This is a genomic window from Pseudomonas sp. PB105, assembly GCF_009764655.1.
Classification (GTDB): Bacteria; Pseudomonadota; Gammaproteobacteria; order Pseudomonadales; family Pseudomonadaceae; genus Aquipseudomonas; species Aquipseudomonas cyclaminis.
On the sequence record NZ_RWIO01000042.1, the window covers coordinates 76,744 to 101,033 of the forward strand.

Here is a 24,290-nt window from a genome sequence, read left to right on the forward strand (position 1 = left end):
GAGACTCCTAGACGTGATAGGTGCTGTCAGGCACATCGGTAATGAACATGTGGCCAGGGGCGTGGGTGATCGCGAAGGGCACGCCCGACGCCGCCACCGCCGCCTGGGGCGTCACACCGCAGGCCCAGAACACCGGGACTTCGCCGGGCTCGATGCGCACGGCATCGCCGAAATCGGGTCGACTCAGGTCATGGATGCCCAGCAGCGCGGGCTCTCCGATATGCACCGGAGCGCCGTGGACCGACGGATAACGCCCGGAGATGCCACTGGCCTCGGCCACACGATCAGCCGGGATCGGGCGCATGGACACAACCATTTCACCCTGCAAACGTCCCGCCGGACGGCAAGCGCGGTTGGTCCGGTACATCGGTACGTTGCAGCCATCGGCGATATGCCGCACTTCGATGCCGGCTTCTTGCAAGGCGGTTTCAAAGGTAAAGCTGCAGCCAATCAAAAACGCCACCATATCGGCGTGCTCGGCCCAAGCCTGGGTGGCATCGCTGACTTCCTCGACCAGCTTGCCGTCCCGCCAGATGCGGTACAGGGGGATGTCGGTACGCAGGTCGGCGCCGTCAGCCAGCAGGGTTCGCGGGCTGCCCGCGTCGCTGACGTCGAGAATCGGGCAGGCTTTCGGGTTGCGCTGGGCGTACAGCAGAAAGTCGTAGGCCCATTCGCGCGGCAAGGCGATCAGGTTGGCCTGGGTCATGCCCGGCGCGATGCCCGCAGTGGGGGTGACCAGCCCGCCACGGTAGGTTTGACGTGCGTCCTGAGCAGCGGCAATGGCCGCTCGGCGGGCGCGGGCGAGCGTATTCATGGACGACCTCCGGCAAACGGTTGCAGCGACAGGTTGGCCTGCTCCAGCACTCGGCGCAATTCGCGAGCCATCGCTACGGCGGCAGGGCTGTCGCCGTGGACACAGATCGAGTCGGCCTGGATACGGGTGAGCGTGCCATCGATCGCTTCGAGGGTGCCGTCTTGCACCAGGCGCAACATGCGTTGAGCCACAAGCTGCGGATCGTGCAGCACGGCGCCCGGCTCGCGTCGCGAAACCAGGGTGCCTTGCGGCGTATAGGCACGGTCGGCGAAGGCCTCGGCGACACACTGCAAGCCCTCGTTACGTGCCCACTCAATCAGCTCGGAGCCAGCCAACGCCACCAGGATCAGCGTGGGATCAATGGCACGGATGGCGGCGATCACCGCCAGCGCCTGGCGACGGTCGTGGGCAATGGTGTTGTACAACGCGCCATGGGGTTTCACGTAACGCACCGAGGTGCCGGCAGCCTTGGCCAAGCCTTGCAGCGCACCGATCTGGTAGATCACGTCGGCGGTGAGTTCATCGCTGGCCAGGTCCATGTTCCGTCGACCGAAACCCACCTTGTCCGGGTAGGCAACGTGGGCGCCAATGGTGACATTTCTTGCGGCGGCGGCTTTGAGTGTCCGCAGGATGCCGGCGGGGTCGCCTGCGTGGAAACCACAGGCGACGTTAGCGCTGGTTACCACATCGAGCATGGCGTCGTCGTCGCCCATGCTCCAGGCGCCGAAGCTTTCGCCGAGGTCGCTGTTGATATCTATCGTTGGCATTCACGTAACTCCTTTTTCGTTATCCGGCTCAGGCGACGCTGAGGATGGCAAAGATCGGCACAACGGATTTGATCGCCATGTACCAGGTCAGCAGGCAGGTCAGAGCGCCCAGGACCAAGAGCCAGCGTGGGTAATGGTAACCGCCCATGAGGTCGGATCGGCGCCAGCCGACGTAGATAAAGATACTCAGGCCGATGGGCAGTATCAGGCCGTTGAACCCGCCGGCAAACAGCAGCAGTGCGGCAGGCGCGGTGCCCAACAGAACAAAGATCAGCAGCGATACGGCGATGAACACAGTGGTGGCACGGTTGCGACTCTGCTCGGTGATGTCCGGCTTGAATACGGTGATAAAGGAAATGGACGTGTACGCGGCGCCGATCACACTGGTGATGCTGGCGGCCCAGAGGATGAGACCGAAGATCCGCAGGCCGATCTGTCCCGCAGCTGCCTGGAAGGCTTGTGCAGCCGGATTGGCGCCCTGCCCCGAGGTGTCGATGACGACACCGCTGGCAACAACGCCAAGGATGGCGAGAAACAGGATATAGCGCATAAGGCCGGTGACCAGGATGCCGCTCAGGGCCGCCTTGGTCACAGCCTGGAGGTTTTCGACGCCGGTAGCACCGCGATCCAGCAGTTTATGAGCCCCCGCATAGGTGATGTAGCCACCGACCGTGCCTCCAACAATGGTGGTAATGGTGGCAAAGTTGATCTGGTCCGGAAGGACGGTCTGGTAGAGGGCTTCACCCAGAGGCGGGTTGGAGGCGAAGGCCACGAATAGCGTCAAGCCAATCATCACCACGCCCAGCACGACGATCAGCCGGTCGACGGCCAACCCGGCGCGGTGAGAGAGGAAGATGCCGATAGCCAGCAGGGCGCTCAGGCCACCGCCCCATTTTGCATCAAGCCCCATCAGCGCATTCAGACCCAGCCCGGCACCGGCGATGTTGCCGACGTTGAATACCAGCCCACCGAAAATCACCAGCACTGCCAGCAGGTAACCGCTGCCTGGAATCGCTTTGTTGGCCACGTCTGCGGCACGCATTCGAGTCAGTGAAACGATACGCCAGACGTTAAGTTGAACCACGAAGTCGATCAGAATCGACGCCAGGATACCGAACGCAAATGCCGCCCCCATCTTGGCCGTGAACGTGGCGGTCTGGGTGATGAATCCAGGGCCGATGGCAGACGTCGCCATCATGAAAATCGCGGCGATCAACGAAGCGCGCCGCGCTTTTGTGAACGCTTGAGGGGTCTGTGTCACGGCATCATTCCTACAGTGAGAGGTAGTTTGACTGAGCAATGAGCATGCCAAGACCCAGGCAAACACCCTGAAATGTAGATTCATCAAGGCATTCTTGTTGAACAATTCGTATCCTATAGTTGAGCGATTGGCACCAAATTGTTACCTCATACCGCGCATGTGCTACTTAATGACGCATACGACGCGCGTCATCCTTGTGCCACTCACCCGCTCTGATGGAATAATGGAGCGGTTTTCTCACCTAGGATTTTTTATGAACGACGCCTCTTCCGCCCTGCCAAGATCACTGGGGGAAACCATCACCCAGGAAATTCGCAGGATGCTGGTCGAAGGCGAGCTCGTGCCCGGCCAACGCCTTTCAGAAGCGGCACTGGCCGAGAACCTGGATATTTCGCGCAACACGTTGAGAGAGGCCTTCCGGGTCCTGACGCGTGAAGGGTTGCTCAAACACGAACCCAACCGCGGCGTCACGGTGGCGGAACCGGACATGGGGTCGATCATCGACATCTACCGGGTGCGCCGCTTCATCGAGTGCAAGGCGATCGCACAGGGTTACCCCCAGCATCCAGGCACGCTGCACATGCGCGAGGCGGTCGAATTGGGCGTGCGTGCGCGCGAAGCGAAAGACTGGGGCGCGGTCGGCACGGCCAACATGATGTTCCACACCGCTATCGTCGAACTGGCCGACAGCCCGCGCCTGCTGGTGTTCTACGGTCAGATCTCGGCTGAATTGCGGCTGGCGTTCGGGCTGCTCAACGACCCTCAGTTCTTGCATTTGCCGTTTCTCAATATGAACGCTTCGATACTGCAGTGCGTTGAGGAGGGCCGGCCAGACGAGGCGACTGTCATGCTGGATGCCTACCTTGTGCAATCGGAGCGAACGGTGTTGGCCGCCTACGAACGCAGCCTGAGGCGATAGTCACCCAGCGCCCTATCAAATGAGACAACTTCTCATTAGTATGCCTGCTATTCGCGCAACGCAGCAGTAAGGTATCGGGGCCATGGAGACAGGGACGCCAGGGGATCAGGAAAAACTCAGCGCCGTTTTTATCGGGCAGCGCAGTGCGTTAATCCGTATGCTGTCGCGCGTCGTCGGCTGTTCGAACCAGGCGGAGGACCTGGCCCAGGAAACCTACCTGAAGGTAGCCAAGGCGCTGTACGCCCGCCCCATCGAACACTTGAAGCCATTTCTTTATCAAACCGCGCAGTACCTGGCCTTTGACCATTTGCGCAGTGTGCGCAGCAAAAGGCGCTATGAGTGCCATTTGGCCGAAAGCCTGGTGGTCGAAGTGCCCACGACGGCACCCGGGCCGGAGAGTCAGGCTCAGGGCCAGCAGCAACTGCGGCAGTTTCAACAGGTGCTCGCTACCTTGCCCAAACGCCAGCAACAAATCCTGGTTTTACATCGACTGCACGACCTGTCCCAAGGCGAGATCGCCCAGCGCCTGCAGGTATCGTTGAGCACGGTGGAAAAGGACCTGCGCCAAGCCCTCACCGCCTGCGTCAAGCAAACGACCTACCATGATTGATCGCCCCGACATTCCCGATGCCGTACGTGAGCAGGCAGCCGACTGGTTCGCGCTGCGCGATGAGACAGCGCGCAACCTCATCACCCGCCAGCGCTTTGAGCAGTGGCGCACGGCCGATCCCCGGCACGCCAGCGCGTATGCGGAACTGGATACGATGTGGGAAAACCGCGCCTTCGAACAGGCCTTGAAAGACCTCGCCGTCGGCCTCGAATTACCCCCGCCCCCGCTAATCGCCAAGCCTCCCAGGATGCGTTTGACGGCCGCCGCTGCTGCCGTGTTGCTCGCACTGGGCATCGGCTGGATGGCCGATGTGCCGATGCGCCTGCAAGCCGATCACATGACCGACGTTGCGCAGCTGGAACGCTTTGACCTCGAAGACGGCTCGCACATCGTGCTGGGCAGCCACAGCGCAATCAGCACCGCCTTCGACGGCGCGCATCGACGCATCAAGTTGCTGCGCGGCGAGCTCTACGTAGAAGCCGCCCATGATGCCAACCGCCCCATGAGCATCGAGACCGCCGAGGCCAGCGTGACCGTGGTCGGCACGCAATTGAGCGTCAGCCAGCGCGGCTCGGGTGTCACCGTCGCCGTGCGCCAGGGCCAAGTGCGCTTCGCCGACCGCAAGGGCGAACAGAGCCTGTTGCACGCGGGCAACTGGCAACAGTTGCGCGATGGACAGTTGCAACCGCTGTCACTGGAAGGCAGTGAACGGCAGATGGCCTGGATCAACGGGCGGCTGTCGTTCCAGAACGCGCCACTGGTGCAGGTACTCGAAGAGATCCGGCGCTATTACCCGGCGCCGATCCTGTTATTCAACGATGCCGCCGCCAGTGAGCGCGTCAGCGGGAATTACCAGCTGGATGACCCCCTGGCGATCGTAAAGGCATTGAGTAAAGTCACGTCCACCCAGGTCCAGCGCCTGCCCGGTGGCATCCTGGTTATCCGCTGACACAGAGCCCCGACACCGTCGAAAAAAGTTTTACGGCTTTCGAAGGTTCAACCCGTCAAGAACCTTGCCTTTGCAAATCATTCCTATTTCTAACGGGGCTCACATGCACTTTCCAGCATTCAATCCGACCCATGCCCGCAGCGTCCTGGCGCTCGCCATTTGCCTGGCGTGCAGCCACGCGGTTGCCGTGGAACCGGCGGGCCAGCTGGCCACTCGCGAAGCGGCGGACACCCGCAGTTTTGCCATCGCCGGCCAGTCGCTGGTCAATGCCCTGGATCAATTGAGTGTGCAGAGCGGGCTGCAAATTGCCTACACGGCTGACCTGGCCCAGGGTGTCGAATCGCCCGGTGTCAACGGCCGCATGACCGCCCTGGAGGCGCTGGCCCAACTGCTCGAAGGCACGCCGCTGAGCTTCGAGCGAAACGGTCCCAACGCGGTGATGCTAACCCGCACCGAACAGCCCGGCGCAGCCTTGCAACTGGGCACCACCACGGTGATCAGCAACCAACTGGGCACCGTCACCGAAGGGACCGGTTCCTACACACCTGGGACCATCGCCACGGCCACGCGCCTGGTGCTCACACCCCGTGAAACGCCGCAGTCCATCAGCGTCGTCACGCGCCAGCACATGGACGACTTCGCCCTCGACAGCGTCGACGACGTGATGCGCCACACGCCCGGCATTACCGTCTCGGCCTACGACACCGACCGCAGCAACTACTACTCGCGCGGTTTCTCGATCAACAATTTCCAATACGACGGCATCCCCTCGGCCGTGCGCAACGTGGCCTATTCGGCGGGCAACACCCTGAGCGACATGGCGATCTATGACCGCGTCGAAGTGCTCAAAGGCGCCTCCGGCCTGCTCAGCGGCGCCGGCTCCCTGGGCGGCACCATCAACCTGGTGCGCAAGAAGCCCACGGCGGAGTTTCTCGGCCACATCACCACGGCAGCCGGCACATGGGACAACTACCGCACGGAAGTGGACGTCAGCGGCCCGCTGACCGAAACCGGCAATGTGCGCGGGCGTGCCGTGGCGGCGTATCAGGACAGCAAGTCGTGGATCGACCGTTACTCGAACAAAAGCTCGGTGTTCTACGGCATCCTTGAATTCGACCTGTCGCCCGACACCCTGCTCACCGTCGGCGCGGACTATCAGGACAGCAAACCCAAAGGCTCGACCTGGTCCGGCAGTTTCCCGCTGTTCAACTATTCGGGTGCGCTCAACGATGCCAAGCGGTCTTTCAGCAATGCCACCGACTGGAGCAGTTGGCAGCAATACACCCGCACGGTGTTCGCGAACCTGGAGCACGACCTCGGCGACGGCTGGGTGACCAAGCTGCAACTGGACCACAAGCTCAACGGCTACGATGCCCAGCTGGGCGCGATCCAGTTCTACCAGCCGGCAGCGGACGGTACTGCAGACATCAACGCGCAGCGCTACAAAGGCGAGACCACCAGCGATTCAGCCGACCTGTACCTCAGCGGCCCGTTCAACTTCCTCGGCCGCGAACATGACCTGGTGGTGGGCGGCTCGATCAGCACCGCCCATTGGAAGGGCAAGGGCTACTGGGATGAAACCTTCCCCACGGCCAACCTCGTCGACTACTTCAACTGGCACGGCAACCTGGCCAAGCCCGACTGGGGCGTGGCCTCGCAAGTCATCGACGACACCATCCGCCAGACCGGCATGTACGTCACCACCCGCTGGAACCTCACCGATGACCTGAAACTGTTGCTGGGCGGTCGCGTGGTCGACTACACCCTGACCGGCAGCACCGACACCTACCGTGAAACCGGTCGTTTCATTCCCTATGCTGGGGCCATTTATGACCTCACGGAAAACCTGTCAGCCTATGTCAGCTACACCGATGTGTTCATGCCCCAGGAAAGCTATAACCTCGACCGCGACCGCAAGCTGATCGACCCGGACGAAGGCGAAAACTACGAAGTGGGCCTCAAGGGCGAGTTCCTTGACGGTCGCATGAACGCCAGCCTGGCGTACTTCGAAGTCAAGGAAAGCAACCGCTCCCTCCCCGACGACGCTTACAACAACCAGACGCCAACCCCGTCCAACTTTGCCTTCAAGGGCACCGACGCGACGACCAAGGGCTATGAGTTGGAACTGTCCGGCGAGATCGCCCCCGGCTGGCAGTTGCAAGGTGGCTACACTCACAAAGTGGTGCGCGACGATGCCGGCAAAAAAATCTCGACCTTCGAACCCGAAGACCAGGTGAGCATGTACACGATCTACAAGCTCAAGGGCGAGTTGGACAAAGTCAGCGTCGGCGGTGGCCTGCGCTGGCAGAACACGGTGTGGCAGGACATCTACAACAGCCCCAAGGGCACCACCGATGAATTCTCCCAGGAGTCCTATTGGGTGGTGGATTTGATGACGCGCTACCAATTCACCAAAAACCTGTCGACCACGCTGAACCTGAACAACGTGTTCGATAAGCACTACTACACCAACGTGGGTTTCTATAACTCCGCCATCTACGGCGCGCCGCGTCACTTCATGCTGACCACACGCTGGGATTTCTGATGACCTGGCCACACGGCCTATCCCAAGGCAGGCCGCTTTTGACGCCCTGCTTTGCCACTGTTAGTGTCCAGCCTCCCACCACACGGAGTGCTTCACGGTGAAACTGGACATCTACCAAGTCGACGCCTTCAGCCAACATCCTTTCGGCGGCAACCCGGCAGCCGTGTGCCCGCTCACCGAGTGGCTGCCTGACGATCAACTGCAAAGTATCGCCGCCGAAAACAACCTCTCCGAAACCGCCTACTTCGTGCCCCGTGATGGGTTCTACGAGTTGCGCTGGTTTACCCCCGAAGTCGAGGTGGACCTGTGTGGCCATGCCACGCTGGCGGCGGCGTGGGTGCTGATTAATCAGTTGCCCGATGCACCCGAAGTGCTGCGCTTTTCCACCCGCAGCGGCGAGCTGCGGGTGACACGCGATGGCGATGAGTTGGCGATGGATTTCCCGGCCAAGACGCCGCAGCTCTGTGAGCCGCCAGCCGGCATGTTGAGTGCCTTGGGGATCGAGCACGCCGAAGTATTCAGCACCGATGACTACGTCGTGCTGGTCGCCAACGAAGCCCAGGTCGCTGCGCTGACGCCGGATTTCGCACGGCTCAAGGGCCTGCCTAAACGCGGGATCGCAGTAACCACCCAAGGCACGCAGTTCGATTTTATTTCGCGCTGGTTCGGGCCGAACGTGGGCGTCAATGAAGACCCGGTCACGGGTTCTGCGCACACCTCGCTCGCGCCGTTCTGGGCTGCACGCCTGGGGAAAACAACACTGACGGCGGAACAAGGCGGTAAACGCAAAGGCCAATTGCGCTGCGCGCTCAAAGGCGACCGAGTGATCATTTCCGGCAAGGCCGTGTTGTACATGCAAGGCACGATCTACCTGTAATCGGCAGCAACCAGGGACAACAGATCATTCTCAAAATGAACGGAGTTCAGCACGTGTTTTCGATTTCCCGCCGTCAGTTGTCGGTTATTGCCGCAGCCCTGGCCCTTGTGGCCTGCCACACCCCGGTCAACGAACAACCACCGGCACCGGAGCTGGGCTCGGGCTATCGCACCGACCTGAGCACGCAGCACGCGCAACGGCATATGGCCGCCGCCGCCAACCCGCTGGCCGCCGAAGCCGGCCGCGCGATGTTGCGCCAAGGCGGTTCGGCGATTGATGCCGCCATCGCCATGCAGGCGGTGTTGACCCTGGTGGAACCGCAATCCTCCGGCATCGGCGGCGGTGCGTTCATCATGCTGTGGGATGGGGAAAAGGTGCGCGCCTATGACGGCCGCGAAACGGCACCGGCCGGGGCGACGCAGCGGTTGTTCCTCAATGCCGACGGCACTCCCATGGCCTTCACCGACGCGCAGATCGGCGGGCGCTCGGTGGGCACGCCCGGTGTGTTGCGGGCCTTGGAAATGGCCCATAAGAAGAGCGGCCACCTGCAATGGGCCAAGCTGTTTGAACCGGCGATCCGCTTGTCTGAGCAAGGCTTCGCGATTTCACCACGCTTGCACAGCCTGATCGCAGCAGACCGCTTTATTGCGCAGTCGCCAGAGATGGCCGCCTACTTTCTGAATGCCGATGGCACGCCCAAAGCCGCGGGTACGCTGCTGAAAAACCCGGCGCTGGCCGCCGTGTTCAGGCGCATCGCCACAGAGGGTCCGGACGCGTTGTACCACGGGCCGATTGCCTATGAGATCGCACGCAAAGTACAGGGCAATCGCAACCCGGGCAGCCTGTCCCAGACCGACCTCAAGGCTTACGCGGCCAAGGAGCGTGAACCGCTGTGCACCGATTACAAGCGCTGGAAAATCTGTGGCATGCCGCCGCCGTCGTCAGGTGGGATTGCGGTCGCGCAGATCCTCGGAACGTTGCAGGCCCTGGAAGCCCGCGATCCGCGTCTGGCTATTGCACCGATGACACCGATCAAGAGCGCCTCGCCTGCCGGGCTTGAGCCAATGCCCGAGGCCGTGCACCTGATCGCCGAAGCCGGCCGCCTAGCCTTCGCCGACCGCGCGCTGTATGTGGCTGATGCGGACTTTACGCCGGTGCCGGTGGCTGGCCTGGTCGCGCCGAACTACCTGGCCCAACGCGCCACGTTGATCAGTGAACGCAGCATGGGCATCGCCAAACCGGGCCAGCCTGCGGGCATTCAAGTGGCTTACGCGCCGGACCGTTCGCCGCTGCGCATCTCCACCTCGCAAGTGGTGGCTGTGGATGACTGGGGCGGCGCCGTGTCGATGACCACCACCGTGGAAGCCGCGTTTGGCGCACATGTAATGGTTCAGGGCTTTTTGCTCAACAACCAGATGACCGACTTCTCGTTCATCCCCGAAGAAAACGGCCAGCCCGTCGCCAACCGCGTACAACCCGGCAAACGCCCGCGTTCGGCCATGGCGCCGACACTGGTATTCGACCGCAAGAGCGGTGAGCTGCTGGCCACGGTGGGATCACCGGGCGGCTCACAAATTATCGAATATGTGAGCAAATCCCTGGTGGCCATGCTCGACTGGAACCTCGACCCACAGGCCGCCATCAGCCTGCCCAACTTCGGCAGCCGCAACGGCGCTACCGAGTTGGAGGCCGGTTTGTTCAGCCCTGGCGTGAAGCAGGCGTTGAAGGACAAAGGCCATGCGCTGAGCGAGATCGAGATGACCAGCGGCGTGCAGGCGATTGTTCGCACGCGGGATGCTCAGGGCAAGGTGTCGCTGAGCGGCGGCGCGGATCCTCGGCGTGAAGGCGAAGCCCTGGGGGATTGATGAACACACAGCCTCCCCTGTGGCGAGGCGTGGTAAGTCAGCGGCTGATCTTCAGCCCCTTGCGCCCCGCATGCCGTTCCAGCGCCAGCTCAATCAAGCGGCTTACCAACTCGCTGTAGCTCATGCCCGCCGCCTGCCACAGCTTGGGGTACATGCTGATGCGGGTGAAGCCGGGCAGTGAGTTGATTTCGTTGATCAGCACTTCGCCGTCTGCCGTAAGAAACACGTCAACGCGTGCCAGGCCTGAGCAGCCCAACACCTCAAACGCTTCAATGGCCAATTGGCGGATCCGCTCGCTGGCCTCGGGACTGATCGCCGCCGGCACCACCACCTGGGCCGCCTGGTCGTCGATGTATTTGCTGTCGTAGGAATAGAAACCGCTGCTCACCACAATCTCGCCGCAACCGCTGGCGATGGGGTGTTCATTGCCGAGCACGGCACATTCGATTTCACGGCCTTGCACGGCCGATTCGACCAGCACTTTTTCATCAAAACCCAAGGCCAGCTCAACCGCCGCGTGGTACTCGGCTTCATTCGCCACTTTGCTCACGCCCACCGACGAACCCTGGTTGGCCGGTTTGACGAACATCGGCAGGCCGAGTTTATTCAGCGCAGTGTCGAAGGAAGTACGCGCAGCGTTGCTGCGGGTCAGGGTAATGAACGGCGTCACCGCAATGCCCGCGTCGCGCAGCAGGCGCTTGCTGATGTCCTTGTCCATGCACACCGCCGAACCGAGCACGTCGGAGCCGACGAAAGGCAGGTCAGCCATGCGCAGCAGGCCTTGCAGGCAGCCGTCTTCGCCAAGGGTGCCGTGGACGATGGGGAAGATCACATCAATGTGTGCCAACAGGCCGTTGCCAGAGGTTTCCACCACTTGCTGGCTGGCTTTGCCGGGCACCACCGCCAGTTCGCGGTTGGATTGGTTGAGGGCGATGAGCGCCGGGTTTTCCTGGTTGATCAGGAAGTTCGAGGTGTCGTTGAGGTGCCAATGGCCAGCCTTGTCGATGCCGATCAGGACGGGCTCGAAGCGCGAACGGTCCAGCGCGTCGACGATATTGCGCGCCGACTGCAATGACACTTCGTGTTCAGCCGAACGGCCCCCAAAAATAATACCGACCCGTAGCTTGCTCATGACCCGACCTCACAAATAAACGTCAGGCTTCTTACCACGGGCCGTCAGCGATTTGCTACAAGATCTGCGCCGAACAACACGTAGCAACCGCCGGCAAAACGATCGAGCCATTTGCGTGAGCGACTGTAGAGACTGGCCATATGCGCACTGGAAAACACCAGCGCCACGCAGGAATACCAACTGAACGACAGGGTAGCCATGAGGGTCACCAGCATAGGCCGCCCCCACCACCCGCACAATCGTACAAGACCCCGGCAGACAGGCGATGCAGACTGGGTTAACGTAATTCCCTCTCTTTTTGTGACAAGCAACCATGGGCAAACCGACCCCCACCTTCGACTGGCTGCACCGCGCCCCGCACGCCAGCGGCCTGGACCGTATCGAGGCGTACTTTGCGGGCTTTGCGTTCGATCCCCATCGCCATGACACCTACGCCATCGGGCGTACCTTGTCCGGGGTGCAGAGCTTTCACTATCGCGGCGACATGATCCACAGCCTGCCCGGCACGACCATGGTGCTCCATCCCGATGAGACCCACGACGGCCACGCCGGCAGCGACGAGGGCTTCAAGTACCGGATGATTTACGTGGAGCCGTCGCTGATCCAGCAGATTCTCGGCGGCAAGCCGCTGCCGTTTATCCCCAGTGGTTTATCCACTGACCCCAGGCTGTTCCGCGCCAGCGAAGTGCTGCTGCAGAACCTCGATCACCCGATTGATCCACTGCAGGAGCAGGACGCGATGTTCGACCTGGCCCACGCGCTCAGCACTGCCGCCGGGGCCATCATCAGCCGCAAGACCTTCGATTACGTGGCCGCCGAACGCGCCCGGGAATTTATCCACAGCGCCCTGGGCCGCAGCATCACCCTGGATGAAATGGCCGAGCACGCCGGCCGTGACCGCTGGGCGTTGTCGCGGGATTTTCGTGTGCTGTTCGGCACCAGCCCCTATCGCTACCTGACCATGCGCCGCCTGGATCTGGTGCGCAGCCTGCTGGCCCAAGGGCGTTCATTGGTCGATGCAGCCTTGACCGCCGGATTCACCGACCAGAGTCACATGACCCGGCAGTTTCGCAGCACCTACGGCATGCCGCCGTCGCGCTGGGTGAAGATGCTGGGGCGCTGAGTCAGCGACTTGAGATCGGCTCTTCAAACGAAAAAACCTACGACACCTCTGCATCAGCCCTACGGGTCAGGTCGATAGCTGGTTTGCGAATTGCCCTACGGCGCTGACCACCTTCTGGGCGCCGTCCTGGATTTCCACGATCACCGTACCCGCCTCCGCTGCCAGGGCCAGGCCCTGCTCGGCTTGCAGGCGGCCGTCGGTCATCAGCGCCACCGCGTCGCGGGCCATGTCCTGGTTCTGACGCACCACGCCGACAATTTCTTCGGTGGCTTTGCTGGTACGTGACGCCAGTTGGCGCACCTCATCAGCCACCACCGCAAAACCGCGGCCCTGCTCGCCGGCACGCGCCGCCTCGATGGCCGCGTTAAGCGCCAGCAAGTTGGTCTGTTCAGCGATGCCACTGATGGTCTTGACGATGGTGCCGATCACCTGGGATTGCGCATTCAGCGCCTCGATGCCTTCGCCCGCCTGTTGCATGTGCGTGGCCAGGTCGCGCATCACCTCGACCGCCTGAGTCACCACCGTGGTGCCGCGCTGGGCGCTGCTGTCGGTTTGCAAGGACGTGCTGTAAGCGATGTTCGCGGCGTCGGCCACCGTCTGTTCACGGTTGACCTGATCGGTGATCACCGTGGCGAACTTGACCACTTTGTACAGCCGCTCGTTGGCGTCCAGCACCGGGTTGTAGGTGGCTTCCAACCACACCACCTGGCCACGGCTGTCCACACGTTTGAAACGCGATGCGACAAACTCACCGTTGTTCAGTCGCTTCCAGAAGGCCTGGTACTTGTCGCTGTTGTATTCCTGCGGCTCACAGAACATACGGTGATGTTTGCCCTGGATCTGCGCCAGGCTGTACCCCATGCCGGCAAGGAAGCGATCGTTCGCGGTGAGTACATGGCCGCCCAGGTCGAACTCGATCACGGCGGTGGAGCGTACCAACGCGGTGATCAGGTTTTCATGCTCACGCGACGCTTCGATGGTGCGCGTGAGGTCGCTGGAAAAAATCGAGAAATGCTTGATGCGTCCATCGGAACTGCGCACCGGCTGCACGATGGAGCGCAGCCAGGCTTCCTGGCCATTGCTACGCATCAGCCGCACGGTGCCAGCGAAGTGTTCGCCACGGCGCAGGGCATTGTTGAAGCGCTGCTGGAATTCATCCCGGCGCACATGGGCCGGCACCAAGTCTTCAATAGGGCGCCCTACAATGTTGCTCGACTGGTAGGCCAGTTCCTGCAAGAAATTGGCATTCGCCCATTCCACCCGGCCATCGGCGTCCAGCGTCAGGCACAACATTTCGCTTTCCAGGCTCTCCTTGACCTGCTGCAAGCTGGACAATTCTTCGCGAAGAGCCGACAGCTCCTGCTTCAAACGGGTGTTGAACATTAGGCACCGATGGTCAATTGGAGAGAGTGATCTGACCTGCATCGGCCCTGAGGGGCTTTTCTGAAGCGAACTTCAGTGCCATACCCGACTGTTTTTTTTGACGCCGTTAACCGCCGTTATTTCGACACACGCCCATGACTTGATACTCCAGTGTATTGAGGGCGCCGCTGGAGTCTTCATAGGTCATGCGCGACGGCACCGGGTTACAGGAGCGGATCGGCGGCGTGACACTAACCACCTTGGCAATGTCCAGATCCATGCCATAGCGATACACCTGTACTTGAGGCGCCGGCTTGCCCTGCTTTTCGGCATAGGCGGCCATGGCCTTTTCATTGCGCTCCATCATCAGGGCAAAGGTGCGATCACCGCCGTTTTCGGCCAGCGCCCCCAATGACAACGTTGCGATCAATACACCCAAGCCAACGCGATAAAAGTTCATGGTTGATTCCTCGACTGAAAGTTCAGTGCCGAGACTAACCAACGCACCCTGTCACGAGGTTCACCAGAACATTACTTATTTGTTAGATGCCGGTGAGTTTCCAGAATTGTAATGTTCAAGCCACCTGATCGTTATCCACGGTTTGCAACTATCAGCCCGGGCCAGATCAATAAGAACGCCCACCTCCATAAGAAGCTGATCACTGCCAATACCGAGGAGCGAAACATGCACATCCGTTATTACAGCCTTCCCCTTTCACTGTGCGCCGCGCTGCCCTTGGCCGCTGTGGCCGTGGAAGACAAGGCCAAAGGGTTTATCGAAGGCAGCAGCATCAATGTGCTCGCACGCAATTTTTACTTCAATCGGGACGACCGCAAGGGCCAGTCCAGCCCAACCGGCAATGGCTATTCCGAGGCCTGGGCCCAGGGGTTGATCGGTAAATTCGAGTCCGGCTTTACCCAAGGCACCGTGGGGTTTGGCCTGGACGCGTTTGCCATGATCGGCGTGAAGCTCGACTCGGGCACCGGTCGCAGCGGCGGCAAAGGCTCGTTCGGGGTCATGCCCGTGGACAGCAACAACCATCCCGAAGACAGCTACAGCAAAGTCGGCGGCGCGGCGAAACTGCGCGTGCTGGACACGGTGGTCAAGGCCGGCGACGTGTTCCCGCTCACACCGGTAGTGGCCTACGGCGATTCGCGCGTACTGCCGGAAAGCTTTCGCGGCGTGACCTTGCAGAACACCAGCCTGGACGGCCTGACCTTGCAGGGCGGGCGCCTGGACGGCATGAGCCAACCCACCCAAAGCGGCATGAACAAAGGCTTCGCAACGTTTTACGCAGGCCCCGTCGACTCGCCCTGGATCGCCTATGGCGGCGGCGATTACCAGCTCAACAAACACCTCAGCCTGAGCCTGTACGGCAGCCGCCTCAAGGACGCGTGGAACCAGTATTACGCAGGCAGCGCCGCCAGTTACCCGCTGAGCGACGACGTCTCGTTGTTCGGCGACGTCAACGTCTACAAGGCGGTGGACGAAGGTAAAAAACTGCTCGGTGAATTCGATAACACCATCTGGAGCGCCCGGCTCGGCGTAAAGGTCGGCGCCCACAGCCTCGCCGTGTCTCATCAACGCAACAACGGCGATGACGACTTCGACTACCTGCGCAACTCGGACTCGATCTTCCTCAACAACTCGATCCAGTACAGCGACTTCAACTCGCCCAAGGAACGCTCGTGGATGGTCCGCTATGACCTGGACATGCACGCCTTCGGCATCCCCGGCCTGTCGTTCATGACCCGCTACGCCAAAGGCACCGGCGCCGATTACAGCAACGCCAACGCGGTGTACATGCGCCGCGACTGGGCCGGCGACCCGCTTACCAATCAACGCCGCTGGGAGCGGGATATCGAAGCCAAATACGTGGTGCAAAGTGGCAATTTGAAAGATCTATCCCTCAGGCTGCGCCAGGCCACCGTGCGCTCAAGTGCATTCGAATCAGATCTGGAAGAAGTTCGCGTGATTGTCGAGTATCCGTTGGCCGTGCTTTAGGTGGTCCACTTACATTCACTTGCCAATGCCGTACATCTCTTAACAAGTTGAAGTCTGTCAGAACTGTAATATCGGCCTCACCTTCTCGTTAAGTTGCACTTTTTATACTGCACATCGAACACACTTCATCTCTGCAGCTTTTGTGTAGCTCCTTTGGAACAGAGATGATTTTTTACGCCCCGTTTGGGGCGTTTTTTTTGTGCGCGCATCCAGCGACGAATCGTCGCAGCGGCCTGACCTGCCTTGACCCTAAAGCTACTTCAGGCTTCAGAGTTTTCCTACAGATCCCTCAGCGCCTCTATGAGGCCATCTCCTTTCGTTTCCTTGAAGGTAAATCCCCATGCGTATCCTTGTGGTTGAGGACGAGCAGAAAACCGCCGATTACTTGCAGCAAGGCCTGACCGAAAGCGGTTACGTCGTCGACTGCGCCGCCAGCGGCATCGACGGTCTGCACCTGGCCAGGCAGAACACTTATGAACTGGTGATCCTCGACGTCAACCTGCCCAACACCGATGGCTGGGACGTGCTGGAGCAACTGCGCCGCGAGGGCAACCAGCGCGTGATGATGCTGACCGCGCGCGGACGCCTGGCCGACAAGATCAAGGGCCTGGACATGGGCGCCGACGACTACCTGGTCAAACCCTTCGAATTTCCCGAGTTGCTCGCCCGCGTGCGCACCTTGCTGCGGCGCAGTGAACATATCCCGCTGCCGGACGTGCTGCGCGTCTCGGACCTGGAGTTGGACCCGCGTCGGCATCGTGCCTATCGCGGCAACCGACGCATCGACCTGACCACCAAGGAGTTCGCCCTGTTGCATGTGTTGATGCGCCAGACCGGCGAAGTGATGACGCGCACGCAGATCATTTCCCTGGTGTGGGACATGAACTTCGATTGCGACACCAACGTGGTGGAAGTCTCCATCAGCCGCCTGCGCGGCAAGGTCGATGACCAGAGCGAGGTCAAGCTGATCCACACCATTCGCGGCGTGGGTTATGTGCTGGAAGCGCGCCAATGAAGACCAGCAGCCTGTCGATGCGCCTGGGCCTGACGGTCAGCCTGATGGGCGCAGGGTTGGTGGTGCTGCTCGCGACCCTCGCCTACCTGGCCCTGACCCACGAGCTGGAAAACCTCGCGCGCAAGGGCCTGGAAAACAAAATGGAGCAGTTGGAACACAGCCTGCGCCAGGACCTCAAACCCCACGACATCGCCGCCCGCCCCCATTCGTTGCTGGACCTGGTGATGGGCCACGACAACATTTACCTGACCATCACCGGCACCCAGCCTGACGCGCCGGTGCTGCTCAGCGTGGGGGCCAAACCCCAGCAGCCGTTGTTGCTCGACGCACCCGCCGGCAAAAACCTGGCCTACGTGAATTGGGTGGACGGCCGCGACAATCGCATCCTCACCGCCACCCACGTGATGCCCCTGCGCGGTGGCGACTATGTGCGTGTATTGCTGTCGCTGGACCGCTCCGACGATGAAGCGTTGCTCAGCGCCTACCTGCGCTCCACCGTGATCGCCGTGCCGTTGCTGTTGATCCTGATCGGCATGGGCGCCTGGTGGCTGGTGCAGCGCGGCTTGGCACCGTTGAAGCAGTTCAGCCATGTGGCCGCCCAGGTCACCACTCAGGACCTGACCCATCGCTTGTCCGTGGATAACCTGCCCAAGGAACTGGGCGAGTTGGCCCAGGGTTTCAACGTGATGCTCAATCGCCTGGATGCCGGCGTACAGCAGCTGTCGCAATTCTCCGACGACCTGGCCCACGAACTGCGCGCGCCGTTGACCAACCTGATGGGCAAGGCCCAGGTGACGCTGTCTCGCGAGCGGCCTTCGGCAGACTACAAGGCCGGGCTGGAGTCCTGCACCGAGGAAATGGAACGCCTGTCGCGCATCGTTTGCGACATGCTGTTTCTGGCCCAGGTCAGCCACCCGGCGGCACGCGCCGAGTTTGGGGCAGTATCGCTGGGTGACGAAGCGCAGCGGGTGATTGAACTGTTCGCCCTGAGTGCCGAGGACAAGCAAGTCACCCTGAGCCTGCGCGGCGACGCCTGGGTGACCGGGGATCGCCTGATGATCCAGCGCGCCATCTCCAACCTGCTGTCCAACGCGATTCGGCATACACCGAGCGGCGCCAGTGTGTTGCTGCTGGTGGAAACCTACGACCAGAGCGTCGCGCTGTCGGTGGGCAACCCCGGTCGCGGCATCGAAGCGCACCATTTGCCGCACCTGTTCGAACGCTTCTACCGCGCCGACAGCAGCCGCACCCGCGCCGAAGGCGGCACGGGCCTGGGGCTGGCCATCGTGCAATCGATCATGCATTTGCATCAGGGCCACGCCGACGTCAGCAGCCAGCCCGGCGTTTTTACACGGTTCAGCCTGGTATTTCCGCTTCCCTGACAGTTGTAGTGAGCCCACTCACCACAAAAAAAATACACCCTAAGCGCCTTAAGCACCTTGAGCACCTTAAGCCGTGCCCTCTTCCTTGCGATGCGCCCACTGGTACAACGCCGGCAACACCAGCAAGGTCAGCAACGTCGAGGAGATAATCCCGCCGATCACCACGGTTGCCAGCGGCCTTTGCACCTCAGCCCCGGTGCCGGTGGCCAACGCCATGGGGATAAACCCGAGGGACGCTACCAACGCGGTCATCAACACGGGGCGCAGTCGGGTCAGCGCACCCTCGGTGGTCGCCACCGACAACGAACGCCCTTCCTCGCGCAGGTTGCGGATGAAGGCAATCATCACCAGACCGTTGAGCACCGCCACACCGGACAACGCGATAAAGCCCACTCCCGCCGAGATCGACAGCGGAATATCCCTGAGCCACAAGGCCATGATCCCACCGGTCAACGCGAACGGAATCCCGGTAAACACCAACAGCCCATCCTTGAGGTTGTTGAACATCATGAACAGCAAGCCGAACACCAGCAGCAGCGCCACCGGCACCACGATGCGCAAGCGCTCGGAGGCTTCCTTGAGCTGTTCGAACTGGCCGCCCCAGGAAGTCCAGTAGCCCGCCGGTACTTTCACTTGGCCGGTGATCGCCGCTTCGGCCTCTGCCACGAACGAGCCAATATCGCGCCCGCGCACGTTGGCGCTGACGATCACCAGGCGCTTGCCGTTCTCGCGGCTGATCTGGTTCGGGCCGAGCACCAGGTCCAGGCTGGCAACCTGGGACAAGGCAATAAAACCCAATTGCCCGGAGGCCTGCGCCGGCACCGGAATCAGCAACCGTGACAGGCCGTCGATATCGGTGCGCAGCGCGTCGGACAAACGCACGACCATGTCGAAACGGCGGTCGCCTTCATACAACGTACCGGCCTGGCGCCCACCGACGGCCACCGCGAGGGTGTCCTGCACATCGCCGACATTCAGGCCAAAACGCGCCGCCTTGTCGCGGTCGATATTGATGGTCAGCACCGGCAAACCGGCGGTCTGTTCCACCTTCACTTCTGAGGCGCCATCGAGCTTCTGCAAGGTCTCGGCGATTTCCCCGGCAGTCCTGTTCAGCACCGCCATGTCATCGCCAAACACCTTCACCGCCACGTCACTGCGTACCCCGGAAATCAGCTCGTTGAAGCGCAGTTGGATCGGCTGCGACAGCTCATACGCACTGCCTGGCACGATCGCACTGGCGCGTTGGATATCGGCGATCAGTGCCTCGCGGGATTTTTTCGGATTGGGCCATTGGTCCTTCGGCTTGAGCATCACGTAGCTGTCGGAAATATTCGGCGGCATCGGGTCGGAGGCAATTTCTGCGGTGCCGGTGCGGGCAAATACTCGCTCGATTTCCGGCACCTGGGCCATCAACACCTTCTCAAGCTGCTGCTGCATCTGCACCGATTGCGTGAGGCTGGTGCCAGGCACGCGCAGGGCCTGTTGGGCGAAGTCGCCTTCGCTGAGGCTGGGGATGAATTCACTGCCCATGCGGCTGGCCACCGCGCCCGAAGCGACGATGCTCAACAGTGCCAGACCGAATACCAGCGCACGTCGCGTCATCACCCAGTCCAGCACCGGCGCGTACACCCGGCGTGCGCTGCGCATCACCAGGTTCTCCTCTTCCTTGACCTTGCCGGTAACAAACAGCGCAATCGCCGCCGGTACGAAGGTCACCGACAGAATCATCGCGCCGAGCAAGGCGATCACCACGGTGAAGGCCATGGGGTGGAACATCTTCCCGGCCACACCGGTGAGGGCGAAGATCGGCAGGTAGACGACCATGATGATCAACTGCCCGAAGATCAGCGCACGCCGTGCTTCCTTGGCGGCGGCAAACACTTCGTGCAGGCGCTCGCTGCGAGTCAACAGACGGCCATGGCGCTGTTGCGCATGGGCCAGGCGGCGGATGGCGTTCTCGACGATCACCACCGCGCCGTCGACGATGATGCCGAAATCCAGCGCGCCGAGGCTCATCAGGTTGGCGCTGACTTTGTGGGTGAACATGCCGGTGAAGGTGAACAGCATCGCCAGGGGAATCACCATTGCGGTGATCAACGCCGCGCGGATATTGCCCAGGAACAGAAACAGCACCGCGACCACCAACAGCGCGCCTTCAAAAAGGTTTTTCTTGACGGTGGCGATGGCTTTTTCGACCAGGTTGGTGCGGTCGTAAACGGTGACGGCCACCACGCCTTGGGGCAGCGAACGGTTGATCTCTTCAAGTTTTTTCGCCACGGCCTGGGACACGCTGCGGCTGTTTTCACCGATCAACATGAACACCGTGCCCAGTACCACTTCACGGCCGTTTTCCGTAGCGGCGCCGGTGCGCAGCTCGCGACCGATGTCGACCTGGGCCACGTTGCGCACACGAATTGGCGTACCGTCCGCAGAGGTGATGACGATGTTGGCGATGTCATCGATGGACGCCAATTGCCCCGGTGCGCGGATCAGCAATTGCTCGCCACTGCGCTCGATATAACCGGCGCCGACGTTGGCGTTGTTGCGTTCCAGCGCGGTGACCAGATCGCTCAAGGTCAGGTTGTAGGCCGCCAGGCGCTTGGGATCAGGGGCAATCTGGTATTCCTTGGCAAAGCCGCCAATGGTGTTGATCTCGGCCACGCCCGGCACGTTGCGCAGTTGCGGCTTGATGATCCAGTCCTGAATCACGCGCAAGTCTGTCGGCGTGTAAGGCGTGCCGTCATCCTTGAGCGCACCGTCGTTGGCTTCCACGGTCCACAGGAAAATTTCCCCGAGCCCGGTGGAGATCGGCCCCATCGCCGTTTCGATGCCGCTGGGCAATTGCTCGCGGGCCACTTGCAGGCGCTCATTGACCAGTTGGCGGGCAAAGAACAGGTCGGTGCCGTCCTTGAAAATCACCGTGACCTGGGACAACCCGGAGCGCGACAGCGAACGCGTCTGCTGCAAGCCCGGCAACCCGGCCATGGCCGTTTCAATGGGAAAGGTGACGCGTTGTTCGGTTTCCAACGGCGAAAAACCGGCCGCTGCGGAGTTGATCTGCACCTGTACGTTGGTGATGTCGGGCACCGCGTCGATGGGCAATTTCTGATAGCTGGCGATGCCGACACCGGCCATCAACAGCACCGCCAGCAGCACGATGATGCGCTGCTCGATGGCGAATTGGATAAGGCGCTCAAACATGGGGAATCACTCGCAGGATCAATGGGCGTGCTCGGCCGAGCCTTTGCCCAGTTCGGACTTGAGGATGAAGCTGCCGACCGTGGCCACTTGCTCGCCGGCGGCCAGCCCCTGGCGCACTTCGACGTAGCCGTTCTCACTGACGCCCAGCTCAAGGTGGCGGGTGATAAAACCGTCCGGCGTGCGCACGAATACCGAGGGCTTGTCCTCGACCGTCTGGATCGCTTCCTGAGGGATGGTGACCTTGGCCTGGGCGGTGTCCGTGGCCAGTTGCACGGTGACAAACAACCCTGGGCGCCAGGCGTCGTCCGGGTTGGGCACGCTCACGCGCACTGTCGCGGTGCGCGTCTGTTCGCCGAGCAGGCTGCCGACGTAGGCCACGGTGCCGCGCACGTCGGTGCCCAGTTCCGTGGAGCTGACGGTCACCGGTTTGCCGATGCGTACCTTGTTCAAGTCCTTGGGGAATACGCCGAAGGTGACCCACACCTGGGACAGGTCCGAGAGGGTGAAGGCGTTAGTGGTTTCGCTGACGACCTCGCCAACCCCCAGGTGCTTTTCCACCACGACACCGGCGAATGGCGCACGCAGTTCGTAGCGATTGCCGCCGACCAATACGGCACTGCCACTCAGGGCGGTCATCTTCTGGCGGGCATTGTCGAGGGCGATTTCGGCCTCTTGCAGGGCCTGGCGCGCCAGCAGGTAATCCTGCTCGGCGGAGATCTTGTCCTGCCATAACTGGCGTTCGCGCTGGAAGGTGGTGCGCGCCAGTTCGACCCGGCGCTCGCTGGCGGCCAACTCGCTGCGCTGATCGGAAATCTGCTGGCTGGCGATCACCGCCAGCAGTTCGCCCTTCTTCACCGACTGACCGAGATTGACCTTCACCGACTCAACCACCCCGGCGGCACGCGGGACGATGTGGGAGGTGCGATCTTCGTCAAAACGTACCTCTCCCGGCAGCGTCAGCAAGGTGCTGATGGGCCGTGGTCGGGCCTGGGCGAGTTGAATGCCGGCGGCCTCGATTTGCTGCGCGGTGAGTTCGAGCGCACCTTCTTCTTTCTCGGCATTGGCCAGGCTGGACAGCATCAGGCCCAAGGCGACGGCAAGCGCCACGCCGTGTTTTCTATTCATAGGGGACTCCAGGAAAAATCAGAAGCGGGCGAGGTCGCCGTAAATCCGTTCGATGCGCAGCCAGGCGTCGGTGGCCTGGGCCGTGGCCGTGAGGTATTGGGTGCGCGCCGCGATCAGGGTGCGCTGGGCGTCGAGCACGTCGAGGAAGTTGAACTTGCCCATCTCGAAGCCACGGGTGGCGGCATCCACCGCACTTTGGGCGGCGGGCAGGATCTGCTGGTTGAGCGCGCGCACCTCCGTATTGGCGGCTTGCCACAGGTCAAGGGCCTGGCGGGTTTCGGTGCGCAGGCGCAGCTCAGCGGCATTGCGCAGGTCGCGGGCCTGGTCGGCACGGCGGGTGGCGGCGAGCACGTTGCCCTGGTTGCGGTTGAACAGCGGGAGCGGCATCGACACGCCCACCAGGTTCACGCGCTCGCGCACACTGGCGTCGTATTGGCTGCCGATGGACACATCGAGGTCTGGAATGCGCTGGGTTTTTTCCAGGCTCACACTGGCCTCGCTTTGCTGAATGTGCAGTTCGGCCAGACGCAGCTCAGCGGTCTGCTCAAGGCGTGCCAGCAACTGTGCGGCAGGCGGCAGGGCCGGTGTGGATTGGCTTGGCGTGGCGACAGCGTCAAAGTCGGCGGCGGTGTTACCAGTGCTGGCGGCCAGCCGGCGATACGCGTCAGTGAGGCCGATCTGTGCGCGGTTGAGTTCCAGGCGGATTTGCGACAACTGCACCTGGGCACGGGTGGCTTCCACCGGTGATGTCTTGCCGGCGCTGACGCGGCCGTTGGCGACCACCAGACCGCGTTCGGCCAGGGCCAGGGAACGTTGCGCCAAGTCGAGGCGTTCCTGGGCGCGAAGGGCGGCGTAATAGCTGTCGATCACCTCGGTGCGCAGGGTGTTGCGGCGCTGTTCCAGGGTCAGCGCGGCGGCGTCCTGGGCGCGGCTGGCGACATCGATGCGCGCCCCACGCTTACCGCCCAGCTCCAGGGCTTGGCTGAGTTTGACGGTGGTGGTGCGAGAGTCGCGGCGAGTGTCTTCGGCGTCCCAGGACACGACCGGATTGGGGATCAACCCAGCCTGTTGGCGACCGCCCGCAGCGATGTCGATTTCCCATTGCGCGGCGGCCAGGTCCGGGTTGTTGGCGAAGGCGGTTTGCAGGGCGGAATCGAGGGTCAGGGGTTGCGCCAGGGCGGCGTTGGCAGCCGCCCACAGCAGCGTCGCCCCGACCAGTTTTTTAACGGAAATTGCCATAACAAGAGTTCCACGGCCATGAGGTCCAAGCGCAGGCAATGTAGCGCTCGCGACTTATCAGGGCGGTGGAGCAAAGATTACAAAATCGACAGCAAGGGC

General features: G+C 61.8%; 19 protein-coding genes and 2 pseudogenes. 10 read left to right on the forward strand and 11 right to left on the reverse strand.

The features are described from left to right. Positions 1 to 7: 7 nt before the first annotated feature. Genes EJD88_RS11015 through EJD88_RS11025 form a run of 3 tightly spaced genes read right to left on the reverse strand, consistent with a single transcriptional unit; the run spans position 8 to position 2,842 of the window. A complete protein-coding gene (locus EJD88_RS11015; RefSeq protein WP_158877942.1) occupies positions 8 to 814 on the reverse strand; it encodes a putative hydro-lyase in 807 nt (268 codons plus the stop codon). Beyond that, positions 811 to 1,581: a LamB/YcsF family protein gene (locus tag EJD88_RS11020; RefSeq protein WP_158877943.1), complete on the reverse strand. Its 771-nt coding sequence runs from the start codon at positions 1,579 to 1,581 to the stop codon at positions 811 to 813. Before EJD88_RS11020 ends, EJD88_RS11015 begins: the two co-directional genes overlap by 4 nt. Before the next feature lie 28 nt (positions 1,582 to 1,609). Beyond that, entirely contained in the window at positions 1,610 to 2,842 is a 1,233-nt protein-coding gene (locus EJD88_RS11025) for an NRAMP family divalent metal transporter (protein WP_099583924.1), read from the reverse strand. A gap of 253 nt (positions 2,843 to 3,095) precedes the next feature. On the opposite strand from EJD88_RS11025, the gene EJD88_RS11030 reads away from it, so the two are divergent. The 6 genes from EJD88_RS11030 to ggt all read left to right on the forward strand — a co-directional run bounded on the left by EJD88_RS11030 (position 3,096) and on the right by ggt (position 10,607). Further along, positions 3,096 to 3,761 carry a GntR family transcriptional regulator gene (locus EJD88_RS11030; RefSeq protein WP_099583923.1) on the forward strand — a complete coding sequence of 222 codons (666 nt, stop codon included), beginning with the start codon at positions 3,096 to 3,098 and terminating at the stop codon, positions 3,759 to 3,761. Between the two features lie 82 nt (positions 3,762 to 3,843). Next, on the forward strand, positions 3,844 to 4,371 hold the full coding sequence (locus EJD88_RS11035; RefSeq protein WP_099583922.1) for an RNA polymerase sigma factor: 528 nt from the start codon (positions 3,844 to 3,846) through the stop codon (positions 4,369 to 4,371). After that, positions 4,364 to 5,320, forward strand: a complete 957-nt coding sequence (locus EJD88_RS11040; protein ID WP_158877944.1) for a FecR domain-containing protein — start codon at positions 4,364 to 4,366, stop codon at positions 5,318 to 5,320. Before EJD88_RS11035 ends, EJD88_RS11040 begins: the two co-directional genes overlap by 8 nt. Before the next feature lie 103 nt (positions 5,321 to 5,423). Further along, a complete protein-coding gene (locus tag EJD88_RS11045; RefSeq protein WP_099583920.1) occupies positions 5,424 to 7,865 on the forward strand; it encodes a TonB-dependent siderophore receptor in 2,442 nt (813 codons plus the stop codon). Positions 7,866 to 7,962: 97 nt separating this feature from the next. Then, a complete protein-coding gene (locus EJD88_RS11050; RefSeq protein WP_158877945.1) occupies positions 7,963 to 8,742 on the forward strand; it encodes a PhzF family phenazine biosynthesis protein in 780 nt (259 codons plus the stop codon). A gap of 35 nt (positions 8,743 to 8,777) precedes the next feature. Then, positions 8,778 to 10,607 (forward strand): gamma-glutamyltransferase, encoded by a 1,830-nt coding sequence (ggt, locus tag EJD88_RS11055; protein ID WP_099583918.1) that lies wholly within the window; start codon positions 8,778 to 8,780, stop codon positions 10,605 to 10,607. 37 nt (positions 10,608 to 10,644) lie between these two features. On the opposite strand, the gene ddlA is transcribed toward ggt, so the two are convergent. Together ddlA and EJD88_RS11065 are read right to left on the reverse strand one after the other, a co-directional pair. Continuing rightward, entirely contained in the window at positions 10,645 to 11,739 is a 1,095-nt protein-coding gene (gene ddlA / locus EJD88_RS11060; protein ID WP_158877946.1) for a D-alanine--D-alanine ligase, read from the reverse strand. A 44-nt stretch (positions 11,740 to 11,783) separates the two neighbouring features. Then, a pseudogene (locus tag EJD88_RS11065) lies at positions 11,784 to 11,957 on the reverse strand (lysine transporter LysE); the annotation flags it as partial. Between the two features lie 95 nt (positions 11,958 to 12,052). Between EJD88_RS11065 and EJD88_RS11070 the strand changes: the two are divergent. Then, positions 12,053 to 12,862 (forward strand): AraC family transcriptional regulator, encoded by an 810-nt coding sequence (locus EJD88_RS11070; protein WP_112193313.1) that lies wholly within the window; start codon positions 12,053 to 12,055, stop codon positions 12,860 to 12,862. A gap of 66 nt (positions 12,863 to 12,928) precedes the next feature. On the opposite strand, the gene EJD88_RS27535 is transcribed toward EJD88_RS11070, so the two are convergent. From EJD88_RS27535 to EJD88_RS11080, 3 genes and pseudogenes are all read right to left on the reverse strand, one after another. Next, positions 12,929 to 13,360, reverse strand: coding sequence for a methyl-accepting chemotaxis protein (locus EJD88_RS27535; RefSeq protein WP_371926554.1), 432 nt, complete (start codon positions 13,358 to 13,360; stop codon positions 12,929 to 12,931). 111 nt (positions 13,361 to 13,471) lie between these two features. Further along, a pseudogene (locus EJD88_RS27540) lies at positions 13,472 to 14,287 on the reverse strand (PAS domain-containing protein); the annotation flags it as partial. A gap of 64 nt (positions 14,288 to 14,351) precedes the next feature. Next, positions 14,352 to 14,684: a DUF2790 domain-containing protein gene (locus EJD88_RS11080; protein ID WP_112193309.1), complete on the reverse strand. Its 333-nt coding sequence runs from the start codon at positions 14,682 to 14,684 to the stop codon at positions 14,352 to 14,354. Between the two features lie 225 nt (positions 14,685 to 14,909). Here EJD88_RS11080 and EJD88_RS11085 point away from each other — a divergent pair, with 225 nt between their 5' ends. The 3 genes from EJD88_RS11085 (at position 14,910) to EJD88_RS11095 (ending at position 18,626) form a co-directional block, all read left to right on the forward strand. Next, the gene (locus tag EJD88_RS11085) at positions 14,910 to 16,229 is read left to right on the forward strand and encodes an OprD family porin (RefSeq protein ID WP_158877948.1); all 1,320 of its coding nucleotides are present in this window, start codon (positions 14,910 to 14,912) and stop codon (positions 16,227 to 16,229) included. A gap of 340 nt (positions 16,230 to 16,569) precedes the next feature. Then, positions 16,570 to 17,244 (forward strand): heavy metal response regulator transcription factor, encoded by a 675-nt coding sequence (locus EJD88_RS11090; RefSeq protein WP_099583913.1) that lies wholly within the window; start codon positions 16,570 to 16,572, stop codon positions 17,242 to 17,244. Next, complete coding sequence (locus EJD88_RS11095) at positions 17,241 to 18,626, forward strand: heavy metal sensor histidine kinase (protein ID WP_158877949.1); 1,386 nt, start codon at positions 17,241 to 17,243, stop codon at positions 18,624 to 18,626. The genes EJD88_RS11090 and EJD88_RS11095 overlap by 4 nt, the downstream gene beginning before the upstream one ends. A gap of 66 nt (positions 18,627 to 18,692) precedes the next feature. On the opposite strand, the gene EJD88_RS11100 is transcribed toward EJD88_RS11095, so the two are convergent. From EJD88_RS11100 to EJD88_RS11110, 3 genes are read right to left on the reverse strand one after another with little or no spacing between them, the layout of a single operon-like run. After that, positions 18,693 to 21,827, reverse strand: coding sequence for a CusA/CzcA family heavy metal efflux RND transporter (locus tag EJD88_RS11100; RefSeq protein WP_158877950.1), 3,135 nt, complete (start codon positions 21,825 to 21,827; stop codon positions 18,693 to 18,695). An 18-nt stretch (positions 21,828 to 21,845) separates the two neighbouring features. After that, the gene (locus tag EJD88_RS11105; protein WP_158877951.1) at positions 21,846 to 22,952 is read right to left on the reverse strand and encodes an efflux RND transporter periplasmic adaptor subunit; all 1,107 of its coding nucleotides are present in this window, start codon (positions 22,950 to 22,952) and stop codon (positions 21,846 to 21,848) included. 18 nt (positions 22,953 to 22,970) lie between these two features. Then, complete coding sequence (locus tag EJD88_RS11110; RefSeq protein ID WP_158877952.1) at positions 22,971 to 24,191, reverse strand: TolC family protein; 1,221 nt, start codon at positions 24,189 to 24,191, stop codon at positions 22,971 to 22,973. Positions 24,192 to 24,290: the final 99 nt, after the last annotated feature.